This is a genomic window from Streptomyces sp. NPDC046870 (assembly GCF_040704595.1).
GTDB lineage: Bacteria > Actinomycetota > Actinomycetes > Streptomycetales > Streptomycetaceae > Streptomyces > Streptomyces argyrophylli.
This window is the reverse complement of the sequence record NZ_JBEYXM010000024.1, coordinates 93,468-109,209: the sequence shown is the minus strand read 5'-3', so window position 1 is coordinate 109,209 and position 15,742 is coordinate 93,468. Positions and strand designations below refer to the sequence as shown.

Genomic DNA, 15,742 nt, shown 5'->3' with positions numbered 1-15,742 from the left:
ACTCCCCGGTTGAGCCACCCCACCGCTCACGCCCCCGGTGTGAGCGCGCTCCGCCTCGGCTGGATCCCCGAGGGGACCGCGCGGGAGCGGGTCGGGGTGCCCGTCCAGCAGGTGCCGCGGCGGGAGAGGAGGCGGCGCAGCCAGAGTTCGAGGGAGACGAGGTCGGCCAGCCCGTCCAGGGGAAGGGCCTCGCCCGCCGCGGCCGAGCGCAGCGCCTTGCGCACGACACGCGCCTCCACCAGGCCCGCGTCGGCCAGCAGCGGTGTGGCGAAGAGGTCCAGGAGGGGGTCGGCGGCCGCACGCAGCCCCGCGCGCGCGGCGGCCGCCGAGGACGCGTGGGAGGGCGCGCCCCAGCCGGGCGGGAGGCCGGTGACGCCGGCGCCCTCCAGGACGGTACGGAGGATGGCGGCGCGGGCGCCGGGCTGGACGCGCAGGGCCTCGGGGAGGTCGCGGCAGGCGCGCACGACCTGGTTGTCGAGGAACGGCGCGTGCAGCCGCTGGGAGCGGATCTCCGTGGCCTGTTCCAGGACGCGGAGGTCGGCGGCGTGCCGGGCGAGTACCGCACGCGCGCGGTAGTCGCCCGGGCGCTGTGCGCCGGTCGCGGAGCGGTCCGCCTCCGCCTGGAGCAGAACCGATACTTCAGCCAGCGCCTCCCCCGTCAGCCACCGGGCGGCCGGGCCGGGTCTGGCCCAGGACAGCGCGGCGAGGGACGCGCCGACCGCCCCTTTGGGCTCGTCGAAGCGGCGCCGCATCAGCCGTTCGGCCAGCACCTCCAGGCCCGCCCGGTAGGGGGTGCGGGCGAGGCGCCGGGCCGCGCCGTACACGCGCGCGGGGACCATCACGGAGCCGTCCGCGCGGGCGAGCGCGGCGACCGGCCGGACCAGGTGGCGCCGTTTGCGGTCCACGAGCAGGTCGGCGAGGCGGGCGGGGTGCGCGTCCAGGACCTGGCGGGCGCCGTGGCCGGTGAAGTGGTCGGCGCTGCCGGCGGCGAGCCGCGCGCGGTGCCGGGCCGCCTGGACCAGGGAGGGGCCGGGTTCGTCGGTCAGCGGGCCCTCGAGGTCGGCGTACGGCAGGGTCTCCTCGTCGCCGGTGACCACGACGTGGTGCAGCCGGGGGTTGGCGGCCAGGGCACCGGCGCGTTCGAGTTCGGCCTCGCGGCCGGTCACGGCCAGATCGTTGAACGTGACGGCGAGGAGCCGTTCGCCCGCGCCCGTGCCGTGGCCGAGGAGCGTGCCCGGTCTGCCGGGCAGCCCGGCGGCCAGCAGCGCGAGTGTGCCGGAGGCGGGGCCGCCGGAGAGGTCGGCGCCGATGCCGGGGACCGGCATGCCGCGCGCGGCCCGCCGCTCGGCCGGTCCCATGCCGGGGACCGGTCCGGGGTCCAGGTCGGGCACGTGCCGGGGTGCCGACAGCCGGGTGCGGACGGCCTCCACGAGCGCGTCCCGGACGGCGTCCACGGCGCGGCCGGGGTCGGCCGGGGGCGCGGCCACGGCGAGGGAGGCGACCGGCTCGTATCCGGCGACCTCCCGCGCCCCGGCGCGCAGCACCAGCGCGTGCCCCGGCGGAATGCGCCGTACGCCCTCGTAGGGAGTGCTGTCGCGCAGCGCGGCCGGGACGTCCGGGGCGGCGAGCAGGGCGGCGAGGTGGGTGAAGTCGAGGTTGGCCTCGACGAGGTCGGCGAGGGGCAGCGCGGCGGTGGCGTAGGCGGTGCCGCCGGCCCAGGGGGTGTAGAACACCGGCCGGGCGCCCGCGAGATCGCCGCAGACGGTGATGCGGCGGCCGGCCTGGACGACGGCCGTGTAGCTGCCGGGCCAGGTGGTCAGATGGCGCACGGCGCCCCCGCGCGCGGTGAACAGGCCGCGCCGCAGCTCCTCGTCGGTGGCGCCGCAGATGCCGAGGACGGCGATCCGGTGCTGTGCGTCGGCGTGCACCACGCGCACCTCGTCCGGGCGCCAGTCGCCGACGGCCCACAGCGGATCGGGGTCGCCCCACAGGAGGTGGGAGCCGACCGGGTGGAGGGTCTCGCCGTCGTATCCGACGGCACCGGCGGAGCCGATCCCGGCGGCGCCCGCGGCGGTGCTGCTCCAACCCACCAACCACCGCATCGACGCCTCCACAGGCTGTGGACGAACAGTGCACCGTACGAACCGGACCCCATGCTGCCATGAAGGGCGCGCGGGAGAGGGACGGCGGCACCGCCTTCGATCGGGGGAAAACCAGGGGGGACACGCGGAGCGGGCCTGGGAGTTGGCGGCCGGACGGCGTCCGCGCAGTGGGTGGGGGCCGGGCGGCACCACACGGGCCCGGCGCGAATGCGCCCCCTGCGCGCTCCCCCAAACCGCCCTTCGCGCCCTCAAGTTGCATGGTCGGAGCGGCAATTGAGCGCACACGACGGGGGGCGGTTTTCGGCCAATTAAACGGAGGGGCACCGGAGATGAGCACGCTCCGTAGGGACCTGCGGAGCGCGCGGGAGGTCCACACGCGCGCACGGCCCGGGAGGCGGGCATCGCCTCCCGGACCGGTCCGCCACCCGCGGGGATGAAGGCGGCGGTGTCCCCCAGCCCACTGGATCCAGTACAGCGGGCCGACCCACGCAAGAGCCATGGAACCGCTCCCCGGGTGGCCGGAGAAGAGCGCACGGACAGGCGCACGGCCACACGTGCGGGGGCACGCGGCGACAGGCCGTGCACGGTGCGTACAGGGCCGGGGCCTTCGTACGGACCACAATCCCGCCAACCGGAACAATGCCCCTTAACGCTTGGGATGCGGCGAACTACGCTGGGTTTACGAATGCCGCGTGGTTATGCCAGCGCGGCAGCCGTCTGTGTCGAGGGGTGGCGCATGTCCAGGGAGCAACGCGGGCCGAACGAAAAACTCGGCGCCGTTCTCGCCCTCGCGGGAATCAGCAACGCGGGGCTCGCCCGCCGCGTCAACGACCTCGGCGCGCAGCGCGGGTTGACGCTTCGCTACGACAAGACGTCCGTGGCGCGCTGGGTGTCGAAGGGCATGGTGCCGCAGGGTGCGGCGCCGCACCTCATCGCCGCCGCCATCGGCCAGAAGCTCGGCCGGCCGGTGCCGCTGCACGAGATCGGCCTGGCGGACGCCGATCCCGCGCCCGAAGTGGGCCTCGCCTTCCCGAGGGACGTGGGCCAGGCGGTGAGGTCCGCGACGGAGCTGTACCGCCTCGACCTCGCCGGCCGCCGCGCCGGCGCCGGCGGCATCTGGCAGTCGCTCGCCGGGTCGTTCGCGGTCAGCGCGTACGCGACGCCCGCCTCGCGCTGGCTGATAACCCCCGCCGACAGCTCGGTCGCGCGGGAGGCGGGCTCCGTCGAGGGGTCCGGCGCACCGATCAAAGTCGGCCACAGCGATGTGCAGAAGCTCCGGGAGGCCGCCGAGGACGCCAGGCGGTGGGACTCCAAGTACGGCGGCGGGGACTGGCGTTCGTCGATGGTGCCGGAGTGCCTGCGGGTGGAGGCGGCTCCCCTGCTGCTCGGCTCCTACTCCGACGAGGTCGGCCGCGCCTTGTTCGGCGCCTCGGCCGAACTCACCCGGCTCGCCGGGTGGATGGCCTTCGACACCGGGCAGCAGGAGGCCGCGCAGCGGTACTACATCCAGGCGCTGCGGCTCGCGCGCGCGGCCGCGGACGTCCCGCTGGGGGGTTATGTCCTCGCCTCCATGTCGCTGCAGGCGACCTACCGGGGCTTCGGCGACGAGGGCGTCGACCTGGCGCAGGCCGCGCTGGAGCGGAACCGGGGGCTGGCGACCGCGCGGACGATGAGCTTCTTCCGGCTGGTCGAGGCGCGGGCGCACGCGCGCGCGGGGGACGCGCAGGCGGCCGGCGCGGCGCTGAAGGCGGCGGAGGGGTGGCTGGAACGGTCCCGTCCCGGTGACAACGACCCGTCCTGGCTCGGTTTCTACGGGTACGACCGGTTCGCCGCGGACGCCGCCGAGTGCTACCGGGACCTGAAGGCACCGCGTCAGGTGCGCAGGTTCACCGAGCAGGCGCTGTCGAAGCCGACGGAGGAGTTCGTGCGGTCGCACGGGCTGCGGCTGGTCGTCTCGGCGGTCGCCGAGCTGGAGTCCGGCAACCTCGACGCGGCGTGCGAGCAGGGGGTGCGGGCCGTGGAGGTGGCCGGGCGGATCTCGTCGGCACGCACGACGGAGTACGTGAAGGACCTCCTGCACCGGCTGGAGCCGTACGGGGACGAGCCGCGGGTGGTGGAGCTGCGGGAGCGGGCCCGCCCCCTGCTGATGGCTCCGGCGTAGGGCCGCGCCCCTTCGGATACGACCCGGCGTTTGAAGCCGTTGTCAGTGGCGCAATGCACTATCGGAGGCGGAGGTGGTGCAGGTGCGGGCCGGGGCGTACGACTGTGATGTGCTCGTCATCGGTGGGGGGATCGTCGGGCTGTCGACCGCGTACGCGATCACCCGGGCCGCGCCCGGTACGCGCGTGGTCGTGCTGGAGAAGGAGCCGGGGCCGGCCCGGCACCAGACGGGGCGCAACAGCGGGGTGATCCACAGCGGGATCTACTACCGGCCGGACTCGCTCAAGGCGCGGTACGCGGTGCGGGGCGCCGCCGAGATGGTGAAGTTCTGCGCCGAGTACGGCATCGCGCACGCCGTCACCGGCAAGCTGATCGTCGCCACCGAGCGGGACGAGCTGCCGCGGCTGCACGCGCTGGTGCAGCGCGGCCGGGAGAACGGCATTCCGGTGCGGGAGCTGGGACCCGCGCAGATCACCGAGTACGAACCTCAGGTGCGCGGCCTCGCCGCCATACACGTCGGTACGACCGGGGTGTGCGACTTCGTGGGCGTCGCGGGCGAGCTGGCGCGGGCCTCCGGCGCGGAGATCCGGTACGGCGCCCGGGTGGTACGCGTGGACCGGCGGCCGGAGCGGGGCGTGGCCGTGCTCACCGCCACCGGGGACGTCGTACGCGCGCGCGTGCTCGTGAACTGCGCCGGGCTGTACTGCGACGAGGTGGCCCGGCTGACCGGCGACGACCCCGAGGTGCGGATCGTGCCGTTCCGCGGGGAGTACTACGAGCTGGCGCGGCCGGAACTGGTGCGGGGGCTGGTGTACCCGGTGCCGGACCCGGCGTTCCCGTTCCTCGGGGTGCATCTGACGCGCGGGATCGACGGCGGCGTGCACATCGGGCCCAACGCGGTGCCGGCGCTCGCCCGGGAGGGGTACGACTGGGGGGTCGTACGGCCCCGGGAGCTGGCCGGGACGGTCGCGTGGCCGGGGTCCTGGGCCATCGCCCGGCGGCACTGGCGGTACGGCGCCGGTGAGCTGCGCCGGTCGGTGTCCAAGGGGGCGTTCCTGGATGCCGTGCGAAGACTGCTGCCCGCGGTGGAGGCCGCGGATCTGGTGCGGGCCCCGGCCGGGGTGCGGGCGCAGGCGGTGCTGCGGGACGGGACGCTGGTCGACGACTTCCTGATCCGGGAGGGGGCGCGTGCGGTGCACGTGCTGAACGCGCCCTCGCCCGCTGCCACGGCCTCGCTGCCGATCGGGCGGGAGATCGGGCGCCGGGCGCTGGCGATGCTCGGCTCGCTGTAGGGGCCCGTCGGCACCCGTAAAATCGGTCGTACTGTGTCTGACTCCCTGAACGCCCCCGCCCCGCCCCCGGTCCCCCACAGCCCCGGTGTCCCCGTCCGGCACACCCGGGCCAAGGGCGAGCCGCGCTTTCCCGACGGGCCCAAGGCCGATCCGGCCGGGTCGCACTTCGAGCGGCGGATCCGGAGCTTCCAGCCGCGGCGGAGCCGGGTGACGGCCGGGCAGGCCGACGCGTTGCAGCGGCTGTGGCCCAAGTGGGGGCTGGACATCGACGGGCAGCGGGTGATCGACCTCGCCGAGCTGTTCGGCAACGACCGGCCCGTGGTGCTGGAGATCGGGTTCGGCATGGGCGAGGCCACCGCGCGGATGGCCGCGGGCGACCCGGACACCAATATCCTGGCCGTCGACGTGCACACCCCCGGCCAGGGCAACCTGCTGGGTCTCGCCGACCGCGACGGCCTGTCCAACGTCCGGGTGGGCAACGGGGACGCGATCATCCTGCTCCGGGAGATGCTCCGCCCCGACTCGCTGGACGGGCTGCGCGTCTACTTCCCCGACCCCTGGCCCAAGAAGCGGCACCACAAGCGGCGGCTCATCCAGCCCGAGTTCCTGACGCTCGCCGCGTCCCGGATGAGGCCGGGCGCGCTCCTGCACTGCGCGACCGACTGGGAGCCGTACGCCGAGCAGATGCTGGAGGTGCTCACCGCCCATCCCGGCTTCGAGAACACCCAGCCGGACGGCGGTTTCGCGCCGCGCCCGGAGTTCCGGCCGCTGACCCGTTTCGAGGGGCAGGGACTGGACAAGGGACATGTGGTGAACGACCTGCTGTTCCGGCGCGTACCGCACAGCACCGCTGAGCTGGGCCGATAATCCGCTCCAGCCCCTCGCCCCGCCACCGTTAGGGTCGATGCCGTGGCCACCAGTCCTCCGTTTCCGACGTACCCCCCGAGCCCCGGCGAGGACGTGCTGCGCCACCCGCACTGGTGGCAGCGCACGTGGGTGCGGTACGGGGCACTGAGTTCCCTGCTGGCCCTGTCCGGCCTGGTCATCCTCGCGCTCGTACGGCGGCAGACGGGCACGGAGGGCTTCCTCGTCGGCCTCGGACTGGCCGTACTGCCCGTGCCCTGGCTGATGGCCGCCTTCCGGTGGCTGGACCGGGTGGAGCCGGGCCCCTGGCGGAATCTGGTCTTCTCCTTCGCCTGGGGGGCCTGTGCGGCGGCGCTGATAGCCATCGTGGCCAACAGCTTCGCGACCAAGTGGATCGCCACCTCGACCGCGGACCCGGCCAGCGCCGACACGCTGGGCGCCACCGTGATAGCGCCGATCGTGGAGGAGTCCGCGAAGGCCGCCGCCGTCCTGCTGGTGTTCCTCTTCCGCCGGCGTGACTTCACCGGGATCGTGGACGGGGTGGTGATAGCGGGCGTCACCGCCACCGGGTTCGCGTTCACCGAGAACATCCTCTACCTCGGTACGGCCTTCGGGACCGACCAGCTCACCGGCGACCGCGGCATCGCCTCCGTCACCGCCGCCACCTTCTTCGTGCGCATCGTGATGTCCCCGTTCGCGCACCCCCTGTTCACCGTCCTCACCGGCATCGGCTTCGGCGTCGCCGCGCTGTCCGCCGAGCGGCAGCACGTGCGGCGGGTGCTGCTGCCGGTCTGCGGGCTGCTGCTCGCGATGAGCATGCACGCCTTCTGGAACGGCTCCTCCACCTTCGGCGAGTACGGCTTCTTCGCCGTCTACGGCGGCTTCATGGTGCCCGTGTTCGCGGTGGTGACCTGGCTCGTGGTCTGGACCCGGCAGCGGGAGCTGCGGACCGTGCGGGCCGAACTGCCCACGTACGTGCTGGCCGGGTGGCTGGGCCCGGCCGAGCCGTTCGCGCTCGGGTCGATGCGTGCGCGCCGGATGGCCCGGGACTACGCCCGGCACCACCACGGGCGCCAGGCGGCGCGGGAGGTGGCCCGGTACGAGGCGTACGCGACCTCGCTGGCGTTCCTGCGGCACCGGGGGCGCCGGGGCAAGGCCGGCCCCGACTTCGTCGTCCGGGAGCGTGAGCTGCTGGACGAGCTGTGGAAGCGCAGGGACGTGGCCCGGCCCGCGCTGGAGTACGCGAGCAGGGCGTCGGTTCCCGCGCCGGTGTTCTGGGGGCCGGCGCCGTACGGGTATCCGGCGGTGCCGTATCCCGCGTACAACCCGTACCGGACGTAGGGCCTCTCGTTCGGATCAGCCCGGCATGATCCGAACGAGAGACCCTAGGCGGACGCCTCCGTCAGCCGGGTCACCTCGGCCTGCGTCAGCTCCAGCTCCGCGACCCCCAGCAGCGCCGGGAGCTGTTCCACCGTCCTCGCCGAGGCGATCGGGGCCGTGACCGTGGGCTGGGCGGCGAGCCAGGCCAGGGCCACCGTGGCGACCGGGACCCCGTGCGCCGCGGCGATCTCGTCGAGGGCCGCGAGGACCTTCTGGCCGCGCTCGGACTCCGCGTGCTTCTGGGCTCCTTCGGCGCGGGCGCTGTCGACGGTCGTGCCGGGCCGGTACTTGCCGGTGAGGAAGCCCGAGGCGAGGGAGAAGTACGGGACGGCGGACAGCCCCTCGCGGGCGACGAGGTCCTGCAACGGGCCCTCGTAGGTGTCCCGGGAGACCAGGTTGTAGTGCGGCTGGACGGCGACGTAGCGGGCGAGGCCCTCGCGGTCGGAGAAGTCCAGGGAGGCCCGCAGCCGCTCGGGGCTGATGTTGGAGGCGGCGATGTGCCGGACCTTCCCGGCCTTCACCAGCTCGTCCAGCGCGCCGATGATCTCCTCGACCGGCACCTCGGGCTTGTCGAAGTGGGTGTAGTAGAGGTCGATGTGGTCGGTGTCCAGGCGGCGCAGGGAGGCGTCGGCGGCGGCCTTGATGTTGGCCGCGGACAGGCCCTGGTACTCCGGGTGCTGGCTGACCTTGGTGGCGATGACGACCTCGGAGCGGTTGCCGCGTGCCTTGACCCACTTGCCGATGATCGTCTCCGACTCGCCGCCCTGGTTGCCCTCGATCCAGGCGGAGTAGGAGTCGGCGGTGTCGATGAAGTTGCCGCCGGCGGCGGTGTAGGCGTCGAGGACGGCGAAGGAGGTCTGCTCGTCGGCGGTCCAGCCGAAGACGTTGCCGCCGAGGGCGAGCGGGAAGACCTCGAGATCGGACGGGCCGAGTTTACGAAGTGACGTCATACGTCATGGCAACACCGGCGGTGGGTGATCGCATCCCACCGCCGGGGCGGAGTCCCCGTCAAGATCTCGCAAAGATCCCGCGCGGGACGGGACCGTCAGGGGTTGAGACCCTTGCCGCGCAGCCACGCCATGGGGTCGATGCCGGTGGCCTGGCCGTCGGGGTGGACCTCCATGTGGACGTGCGGCCCGGTGACGTTGCCGGTGGCGCCGACGCGGCCGATGACCTCGCCGGTGGTGACCTTCTGGCCGACGGAGACGCTGATCGAGGACTGGTGGCAGAACCACAGCTCGGTGCCGTCGTCCAGGGTGAGGATCGTGCGGTAGCCGTAGGAGCCGGCCCAGCCCGCCTCGGTGATCGTGCCGCTGTGCACGGCCTTGATCAGGGTGCCGGTGGGGGCGGCGAAGTCGAGGCCGGTGTGGTAGCCGGAGGACCACATCCCGCCGGCCTGGCCGAAGGTCGAGGTGATCGTGTACGAGGAGGTGGGCAGCGTGTACTGCTCGGCCAGCTTGGCCAGCCGCTCTTCCTCGGCCTTCTTCGCGGCGGCGGCCTCCGCCTTCTCCTTGGCCGCGGCGGCCTGGGCGGCGGCCTTCTGCTCGGCCTGGGCGGCGGCGTCGGCGCTCTGCTTCTCGGCGGCGGCGACCGCGGCGGCCGTGGCCCTGCTCTCGGCCTGGCCCTGCTGCTGCTCGGCCTGGGCCATGATCCGGTTGCGCAGCGCCTCGCCCGCGTCGGCACTGTCCTCGCCGGCGGCCGTGGTCACGCCGACGGTGCTCAGCGTGGCCGTGGCGGCCTCGGCCGGGTGGGCGTCGGCCGAGTCGTCGTGGAAGAGGGAGCCGACCGAGGGCAGGTCCGGCAGGGAGATCGAGACCGGCGGCTTGCCGGTGTTGGCGCTGGCCATGCCGCCCGCGCCGACGGCGGCCATGACGCCGACGCCCAGGACGGTGGAGCTGCGCGCGAAGCCGCCGCGCTGCTTGGCGACGCGATGCCGGCCGCGCACCGGGGCGACGGACTCCTCGGTGGGGTTCCACTCCTCCCAGGGGCCCTCCTCGGCGCGGTAGGCGCCGTACCCGAAGGTCTCGGGCTCGCGCTGTGCCGGTATGAACGGGGCTTCTGGGGCAGGCCGGTTGGACGCCACGCGGGCGTACTCCTTTCCTTCCTTTCGCCTACCGGGTTAGCTGACGGGTTCGGAGCAGGAAGGTCTCCTACGCGCGTATACCGGTCGTGGACTCCGCGAGTTCACGACGGCATTCGCGTGATTCACCCCAGGGTGGTGGTTCCCCGGCTCCCTTGCGGGATTCGGCGCGTGCGCACGGAGCCGCCTCTTGTGACGGCTGTGACGACCGCGCTGCGTTATCGAACGTTAATAGACCCGACAGTCACTTTCCAAGCCGTTCGGCTTGATCATTCGCGTCTTCACCAGCGGAGCTATCGGCCACTACCCCGTCAAAAGGGGCGAGTTGACCGAGCATCGGACTCGTTCAGCAGTCACTTTCGGTTTTGATGGTGACTCAGACGTTATGCGCACGGCGGTCGTCCGGTCACCTGCGGTGACGGTCAGGGGCGCCGCACGGCGAGCAGCGCCATGTCGTCGGCCATGCCGCCCCCGGAGTGCCGGCGCGCCTCCTCGGCGAGCCGGCCGACCAGTGCGGCCGGGCCGGCGAAGGTGCGTCCGGCGAGCCGCCGTTCGGGGTCGTAGAACCGGCCGTGGGCGTCCCGCGCCTCGGACAGGCCGTCGGTGAAGAACAGCAGGGTCGCGCCGCTCGGGAAGGCGGTCTCGGTGGCGCGGTCCGGCCACATGCCGAGGTCGCCCATGCCGAGCGGCAGCGCGGGCTCGGCCGGGGCCAGGGTCCGCAGGGTGCCGTCGGCGTGCAGCAGCAGCGGCGGCGGATGGCCGCGGTTGACGATCCGTACGGCGCCGTCGCCGTGCGGGAGTTCGGCGAGCACCGCGGTGGTGAACCCCTCGAAGGCGTCGATCCCGTCGCGCCGGGTGCCCTCGCGGGCCAGCGCCCGCTCCAGCCGCTCGGCGACCGCCTCCAGCGTGGCCTCCTGCTCGGCCGCCTCCCGGAACGCGCCGATCACCACGGCCACCGCGGCGACGGCGCCCATGCCCTTGCCGCGCACGTCCCCGACGACCAGCCGGACGCCGTAGGGGCTGTCCTGTACGGCGTACAGGTCGCCGCCGATGAACGCGTCCTGCCGTGCCGCCTCGTAGCAGGCGGCGATCTCGTAGCCGCCGATCCGCTCGTCCGGTTCCGGCAGGACGGCCCGCTGGGCGGCCTCGGCGATCTCGCGGGCGGAGGCGAGCCGCCGGTCGCCCCGGCGGACCACCCGGTTGATGGCGACGGCCAGCAGGGCGACTGTCGCGACGGTGACCACGTCGGTGAGGGTGCCCACGGTGGGATGGGCCCCGGCGTCGGTGTGCACGGCGTAGGCGGCGGCGAGGGAGACGAGACCGGTCAGGACGGTGGTGCGCAGCGAGGACAGGGGCGCGGCGACCAGCGGCGCCGCGGTGAAGAACGGGACGGCGGTGAAGTCGTCCGGGGTGAGCAGGCCGTACAGGACGCCGCAGACGACGAGCAGGGCGGGCAGGGTGCGGGCCAGGGCACGGGGGCCGGGGCGGCGGCGGGCGCCCACCGGCACGGCTTCGTCACCGAGCCCCGGGTCGGGCACGGGGTCGCCGGGGAGCCGGCCGCCCGCCCTGGCGTACGGGCTCTCCTCCACCTTTCCAGGGCGCACCGCGTGTCTCCCGCTTGTCCGACGTACCTCCAGGTTTCCGGGCCCCGGGGCGGGCGGCGACCGGTGTGGTCCGAAAGGGGTGTGCGAGCGGTCCCGCGCATGGCGTACACTGGAGTCACAACGACGCGGGGTGGAGCAGCTCGGTAGCTCGCTGGGCTCATAACCCAGAGGTCGCAGGTTCAAATCCTGTCCCCGCTACTGAAGGCTCAGGGCCCGGAATCCCCAGGATTCCGGGCCCTGAGTCGTTTCCGGCCCCTCTTCGGCGCCCGCGGGGCGCGGGGGCCGCGCGGGCGGTCACGACGCACCCCCGCGCCCGCCCGCCAGGCACCCCCGGCGGGCGGGCGGACGCTCACAGCAGGTGGGCGTTCGGCGCCTTGGCCGGCTCCTCCAGCTCGGGCAGCACCACGACCCGTGTGCCCCCCGCGGCCAGGACCCCGCTTCCGTCGGCCCCCGCCACGAACGTGTCCGGCTCACGCCAGGCGGTGACCACCCTGCGCACCCCCGCCCGGAGGATCAGCTCGGCACACGGTGCCGGGCGGGACGCACGCCGCGCACAGGGCTCCAGACTGCTGTACACGGTGGCACCGGCCAGCCGCGCGTCGTCCGCGTCGATCTTCGCGAGCGCCGCCTCCTCCGCGTGGACGACGGGATCGCCACCCTCCCGCGAATGGCCCCGGGCCAGCTCCGTACCGTCGGCTGCCACGACCACCGCACCGACGCTGAACGCCGTCTTGGACGGCGGACACTGCGCCGCCAGTTCACAGGCGGTCCGCAGCCAGTGGCGGTCGGCGGCGGTGGCGACCGCCCCGGTGCCGGGGGCCGTCGGCGCGTACCGCATGAGCACGACGTCCTCGATCCGGCGGGTGTCGAGCAGGCGCAGCCGTCCGGGCTGGTAGGCCCCCGGCCCGAACAGGCGGGGCGCCTCGGGATCGCCGACGAACAGCGGGGCCAGGACCAGCTGGAGCTCGTCGGCGAGGCCCTGGTGCAGCAGCTGGGTGTGGACGGTGCCGCCGCCCTCCACCATCAGGCGGCCGACACCGCGCACGTCGTGCAGGTGCTCCAGCAGGGCACGCCAGTCCAGGTCCGGACCGAGCGGGACGACGTCGGCGCTGCGCCCGAGGCGGCGGGCGGCCTGCTCGGCGCCCCGGTCGGTGGTGTAGACGATCTTGTCGCCGCCGGTGTGCCAGAACCTGGCGTCCGGATCGAGGTCGCCGGTGGCCGTGACCGTGACCTTCAGCGGGTACTCCGGCTCGCCCCGCGCCACCCGGTCCGCGCGCCGCTCGGCGGAGTTGACCAGCAGGCGGGGGTTGTCGGCGCGGATCGTCCCGGCGCCGACGAGGATCGCGTCGACCGAGGCCCGTACCGCGTCGACCCGGTCGAAGTCGGCCGGGCCGGACAGCAGCAGGCGGTCGGGGCCGGTGTCGTCCAGATAGCCGTCGAGGGAGACGGCGGCGGACAGCAGCACGTACGGCAGGGGCATCGGCGCCCTCTCTTCCGGAGGCGGACTCACCCGTCCGGCGGACGAGCTTGGTTCAACTTTTAAACAAACTTACACTGGGGGCATGACGACCCGCTGGCTCACGCCCGAGGAGCAGCGCGCCTGGCGCGCCTACATGGCCGCCTCCCGTCTCCTGGAGGACGCCATCGACCGGCAGCTCCAGCAGGAGGGCGGCATGCCGCACCTGTTCTACTCGGTGCTGGCCAACCTCTCCGACGCCCCCGACCGGCGGCTGCGCATGACCGATCTGGCCGAGACGCTGAAGATCACCCGCAGCCGGCTCACGTACGCGGTGACCCGGCTGGAGCGGGACGGCCTGGTGCGCCGGGAGAACTGCCGCCGGGACAAGCGCAGCTCGCTCGCCGTGCTGACGGACGAGGGGGTGGCCGTCCTGGAGCGTACGGCACCCGGGCACGTCGAGACGGTCCGCAGCACCCTGTTCGACCGGCTCACCCCGAAGCAGGTGGGGCAGCTGGAGGAGATCTGCACGGGGATCGCGCGCGGGCTGCAGGGCGAGGACGACCGGTCCGGTACCGAGGACGTCCCCTGGCGCCGCCGTTCGTCGTGCTCGTCGCCCCCGGCGTCCTCTTGAGCGGGCCGGGCCGCCGGGTCCGGCAATTGCTTTAACTTTTAAGCAGGAGTAGGGTCCGTCCGAACCACTGCTTCAAATCTGAAGCAACCGTCCCGGAGGACCCGCATGCCCGACATCCCCGTCGCCACCCCGCGCGCCCGCGTCCGGGTACCGCTGCGCTTCGCCGACGGCTACGGCACCGACGCCGAACTCGTCACCTTCCACGGCCTCGCCGACGGCAGGGAACACCTCGCCGTCGTCCTCGGCGAGCCCGGCCCGGTCCCGCTGGTGCGCCTGCACTCCGAGTGCCTGACCGGGGACGTCTTCGGCTCGGCCCGCTGCGACTGCGGACCGCAGCTGCGCGAGGCGGTCGAGCGCATCGCCGGCCGCGGCGGCGTCCTGCTCTACCTCCGCCAGGAGGGCCGGGGCATCGGCCTCTACAACAAGCTCGACGCGTACGCCCTCCAGGACGAGGGGCTCGACACCTACGCGGCGAACGCCGCCCTCGGCCTGCCGGAGGACGCCCGCGACTACACGGCAGCCGCCCAGATGCTCGGCGCCCTCGGCATCACCGAGCTCGACCTGCTCTCCAACAACCCCGACAAGGCCGCACAGCTGCGCTCGCTGGGGATCGCGGTACGGGACCGGGTGCCGACCGGTGTCTTCACCACCGCCCACAACGTCCGCTACCTGCGCGCGAAGGTGCTGCAGACCCAGCACACCCTGCCGCTGGCGGAACTGACCGAGCTGACGGAGCTGACGGCGGGCTAGGGGAGCCGGAGGGCGGAGGGGACGGCGGCGGCGAGCAGGGCGGCCGTCACGGCGTAGGTGAGCCGGAAGCCGTCCGGTGACGGGCCCGCCGCGGCCAGCACCACCGACAGCAGGGCCGTACCGACCGACGCGGCGAGCTGGGCGTTGATGCTCAGCGCGGTGCTCGCCCCGGGCAGCCGGTCCGGGGGCAGGCCACGGGTCGCGGTGGTCATCGCCGGCATCAGCGTCATCCCGGCGCCGACGCCCATGACCGCGCCCGCGACGACGATCCGCCAGGGCGCGACCCCCGCCGTGCCGGTCTGCCAGGCCATCAGCCCCATTCCGAGGGCGGCCACCGCACAGCCGGCCGTGATCAGCCGGCGGGGCGCCGCCGTGTCGATCCGGCGGGCCGCGACCTGCATCGTGACCCCGACCACGAGCCCGGCCGGCGCCCCGAGCAGCCCGGCCGCCGTCGCGCTCAGGCCCCGTTCCTGCTGCCAGTACAGCGGCCCGAGCAGCATCGACCCGAAGTAGCCGCAGGTGAACGGGGCCAGCGTGCCGATGCCGGCGGCGAAGGTGCGGTCCCGCAGCAGCCGCAGGTCCAGCAGCGGCGCCCGGACGGTGAGCGCCCGCCGTACGAAGGCCGCCGCGAGGACGGCACCGGCGAGCGTCGGCAGCAGCGCGCCGGGTGCCGTGAAGTCCCCGCGCTCACCGCCCCGGGCCAGGCCGTACAGCAGCAGGGCCAGACCGGGCGAGAGCATCAGCAGACCGGGAACGTCCAGCCGGGGCAGGTCCCGGCCACGGGCCTGCGGGGCGTCCCGGGGCAGCAGTCGGGCCGCCAGCACCAGGGCCAGGGCGCCGACGGGCAGGTTGATCAGGAAGATCCAGTGCCAGGACGCGGCGTCCACCAGCCGGCCGCCGAGCACCGGTCCGGCGACGGGGCCGATCAGGATGGGCAGCCCCAGCAGGCCCATCGCCCGGCCGAGCCGGGCCCGGTCCGCGACCCGCATGCCCATCGCCATGCCGACGGGTTGCAGCAGGCCGCCGCCCAGCCCCTGGACCACGCGGAACGCGATCAGACTCCCCGCGTCCCAGGCGCAGGCGGCGAGCAGCGAGCCCAGCGTGAACAGGGCGAGCGCGGTCATGTACGTCCGTTTGGCGCCGACGCGGCCCATCGCCCAGGCGGCGGCCGGAATGACCGCGGCGAGCGCGAGGGTGTACGCGGTCGCGGTCCACTGGATGGTCTCCAGCGGGGCGCCGAAGGACTCCGAGAGGTGGCGCAGCGCGACGTTGACGATCGTCATGTCCAGCACGGACATGATCGTGCCGAGGACGACGACGGTGACGACCCGGTAGAGGACGGCCGGGGAGGCGGTGGGGCCCGCCACGCCGGCGGGGGGAGCGGGCCGGGCGGAACCGGCGGACCGGAGCCTGCTCATCG

At 74.0% G+C, this 15,742-nt stretch carries 12 protein-coding genes, 1 tRNA gene and 1 riboswitch; of the genes, 7 read left to right on the top strand and 6 right to left on the bottom strand.

Annotated elements, in window-relative coordinates; translation table 11 throughout:
- Positions 1–26 precede the first annotated feature (26 nt).
- On the bottom strand, positions 27–2,102 hold the full coding sequence (locus AB0946_RS34040; RefSeq protein WP_366764533.1) for an asparagine synthase-related protein: 2,076 nt from the start codon (positions 2,100–2,102) through the stop codon (positions 27–29).
- A gap of 736 nt (positions 2,103–2,838) precedes the next feature.
- Here AB0946_RS34040 and AB0946_RS34035 point away from each other — a divergent pair.
- The 4 genes from AB0946_RS34035 (at position 2,839) to AB0946_RS34020 (ending at position 7,759) form a co-directional block, all read left to right on the top strand.
- Positions 2,839–4,263, top strand: coding sequence for an MFS transporter (locus AB0946_RS34035; RefSeq protein WP_366764532.1), 1,425 nt, complete (start codon positions 2,839–2,841; stop codon positions 4,261–4,263).
- 73 nt (positions 4,264–4,336) lie between these two features.
- Complete coding sequence (gene lhgO / locus AB0946_RS34030) at positions 4,337–5,554, top strand: L-2-hydroxyglutarate oxidase (protein WP_366764531.1); 1,218 nt, start codon at positions 4,337–4,339, stop codon at positions 5,552–5,554.
- A 33-nt stretch (positions 5,555–5,587) separates the two neighbouring features.
- Positions 5,588–6,421 (top strand): tRNA (guanosine(46)-N7)-methyltransferase TrmB, encoded by an 834-nt coding sequence (gene trmB, locus AB0946_RS34025; protein WP_366764530.1) that lies wholly within the window; start codon positions 5,588–5,590, stop codon positions 6,419–6,421.
- A gap of 42 nt (positions 6,422–6,463) precedes the next feature.
- Positions 6,464–7,759: a PrsW family intramembrane metalloprotease gene (locus tag AB0946_RS34020; RefSeq protein ID WP_366764529.1), complete on the top strand. Its 1,296-nt coding sequence runs from the start codon at positions 6,464–6,466 to the stop codon at positions 7,757–7,759.
- Positions 7,760–7,803: 44 nt separating this feature from the next.
- Here AB0946_RS34020 and AB0946_RS34015 read toward each other — a convergent pair whose 3' ends face one another.
- The 3 genes from AB0946_RS34015 to AB0946_RS34005 all read right to left on the bottom strand — a co-directional run bounded on the left by AB0946_RS34015 (position 7,804) and on the right by AB0946_RS34005 (position 11,482).
- A complete protein-coding gene (locus tag AB0946_RS34015) occupies positions 7,804–8,748 on the bottom strand; it encodes an aldo/keto reductase (protein WP_366764528.1) in 945 nt (314 codons plus the stop codon).
- A gap of 95 nt (positions 8,749–8,843) precedes the next feature.
- Entirely contained in the window at positions 8,844–9,881 is a 1,038-nt protein-coding gene (locus AB0946_RS34010) for a M23 family metallopeptidase (RefSeq protein ID WP_366764527.1), read from the bottom strand.
- 11 nt (positions 9,882–9,892) lie between these two features.
- Positions 9,893–10,058, bottom strand: a riboswitch (cyclic di-AMP (ydaO/yuaA leader).
- Between the two features lie 242 nt (positions 10,059–10,300).
- A complete protein-coding gene (locus tag AB0946_RS34005; RefSeq protein ID WP_366764526.1) occupies positions 10,301–11,482 on the bottom strand; it encodes a PP2C family protein-serine/threonine phosphatase in 1,182 nt (393 codons plus the stop codon).
- Positions 11,483–11,606: 124 nt separating this feature from the next.
- Here AB0946_RS34005 and AB0946_RS34000 point away from each other — a divergent pair.
- Positions 11,607–11,680: transfer RNA gene (locus AB0946_RS34000), tRNA-Met, on the top strand.
- Positions 11,681–11,831: 151 nt separating this feature from the next.
- Here the strand turns inward: AB0946_RS34000 and AB0946_RS33995 are convergent.
- Positions 11,832–12,962 (bottom strand): dihydrofolate reductase family protein, encoded by a 1,131-nt coding sequence (locus AB0946_RS33995; RefSeq protein ID WP_366764525.1) that lies wholly within the window; start codon positions 12,960–12,962, stop codon positions 11,832–11,834.
- An 82-nt stretch (positions 12,963–13,044) separates the two neighbouring features.
- On the opposite strand from AB0946_RS33995, the gene AB0946_RS33990 reads away from it, so the two are divergent.
- Both AB0946_RS33990 and ribA read left to right on the top strand, forming a co-directional pair.
- Complete coding sequence (locus AB0946_RS33990; RefSeq protein ID WP_366764524.1) at positions 13,045–13,572, top strand: MarR family transcriptional regulator; 528 nt, start codon at positions 13,045–13,047, stop codon at positions 13,570–13,572.
- A gap of 105 nt (positions 13,573–13,677) precedes the next feature.
- Positions 13,678–14,322 carry a GTP cyclohydrolase II gene (gene ribA, locus AB0946_RS33985; RefSeq protein ID WP_366764523.1) on the top strand — a complete coding sequence of 215 codons (645 nt, stop codon included), beginning with the start codon at positions 13,678–13,680 and terminating at the stop codon, positions 14,320–14,322.
- Here ribA and AB0946_RS33980 read toward each other — a convergent pair.
- Positions 14,319–15,740 (bottom strand): DHA2 family efflux MFS transporter permease subunit, encoded by a 1,422-nt coding sequence (locus AB0946_RS33980; protein WP_366764522.1) that lies wholly within the window; start codon positions 15,738–15,740, stop codon positions 14,319–14,321. The two genes, ribA and AB0946_RS33980, sit on opposite strands and share 4 nt — an antisense overlap.
- Positions 15,741–15,742 lie beyond the last annotated feature (2 nt).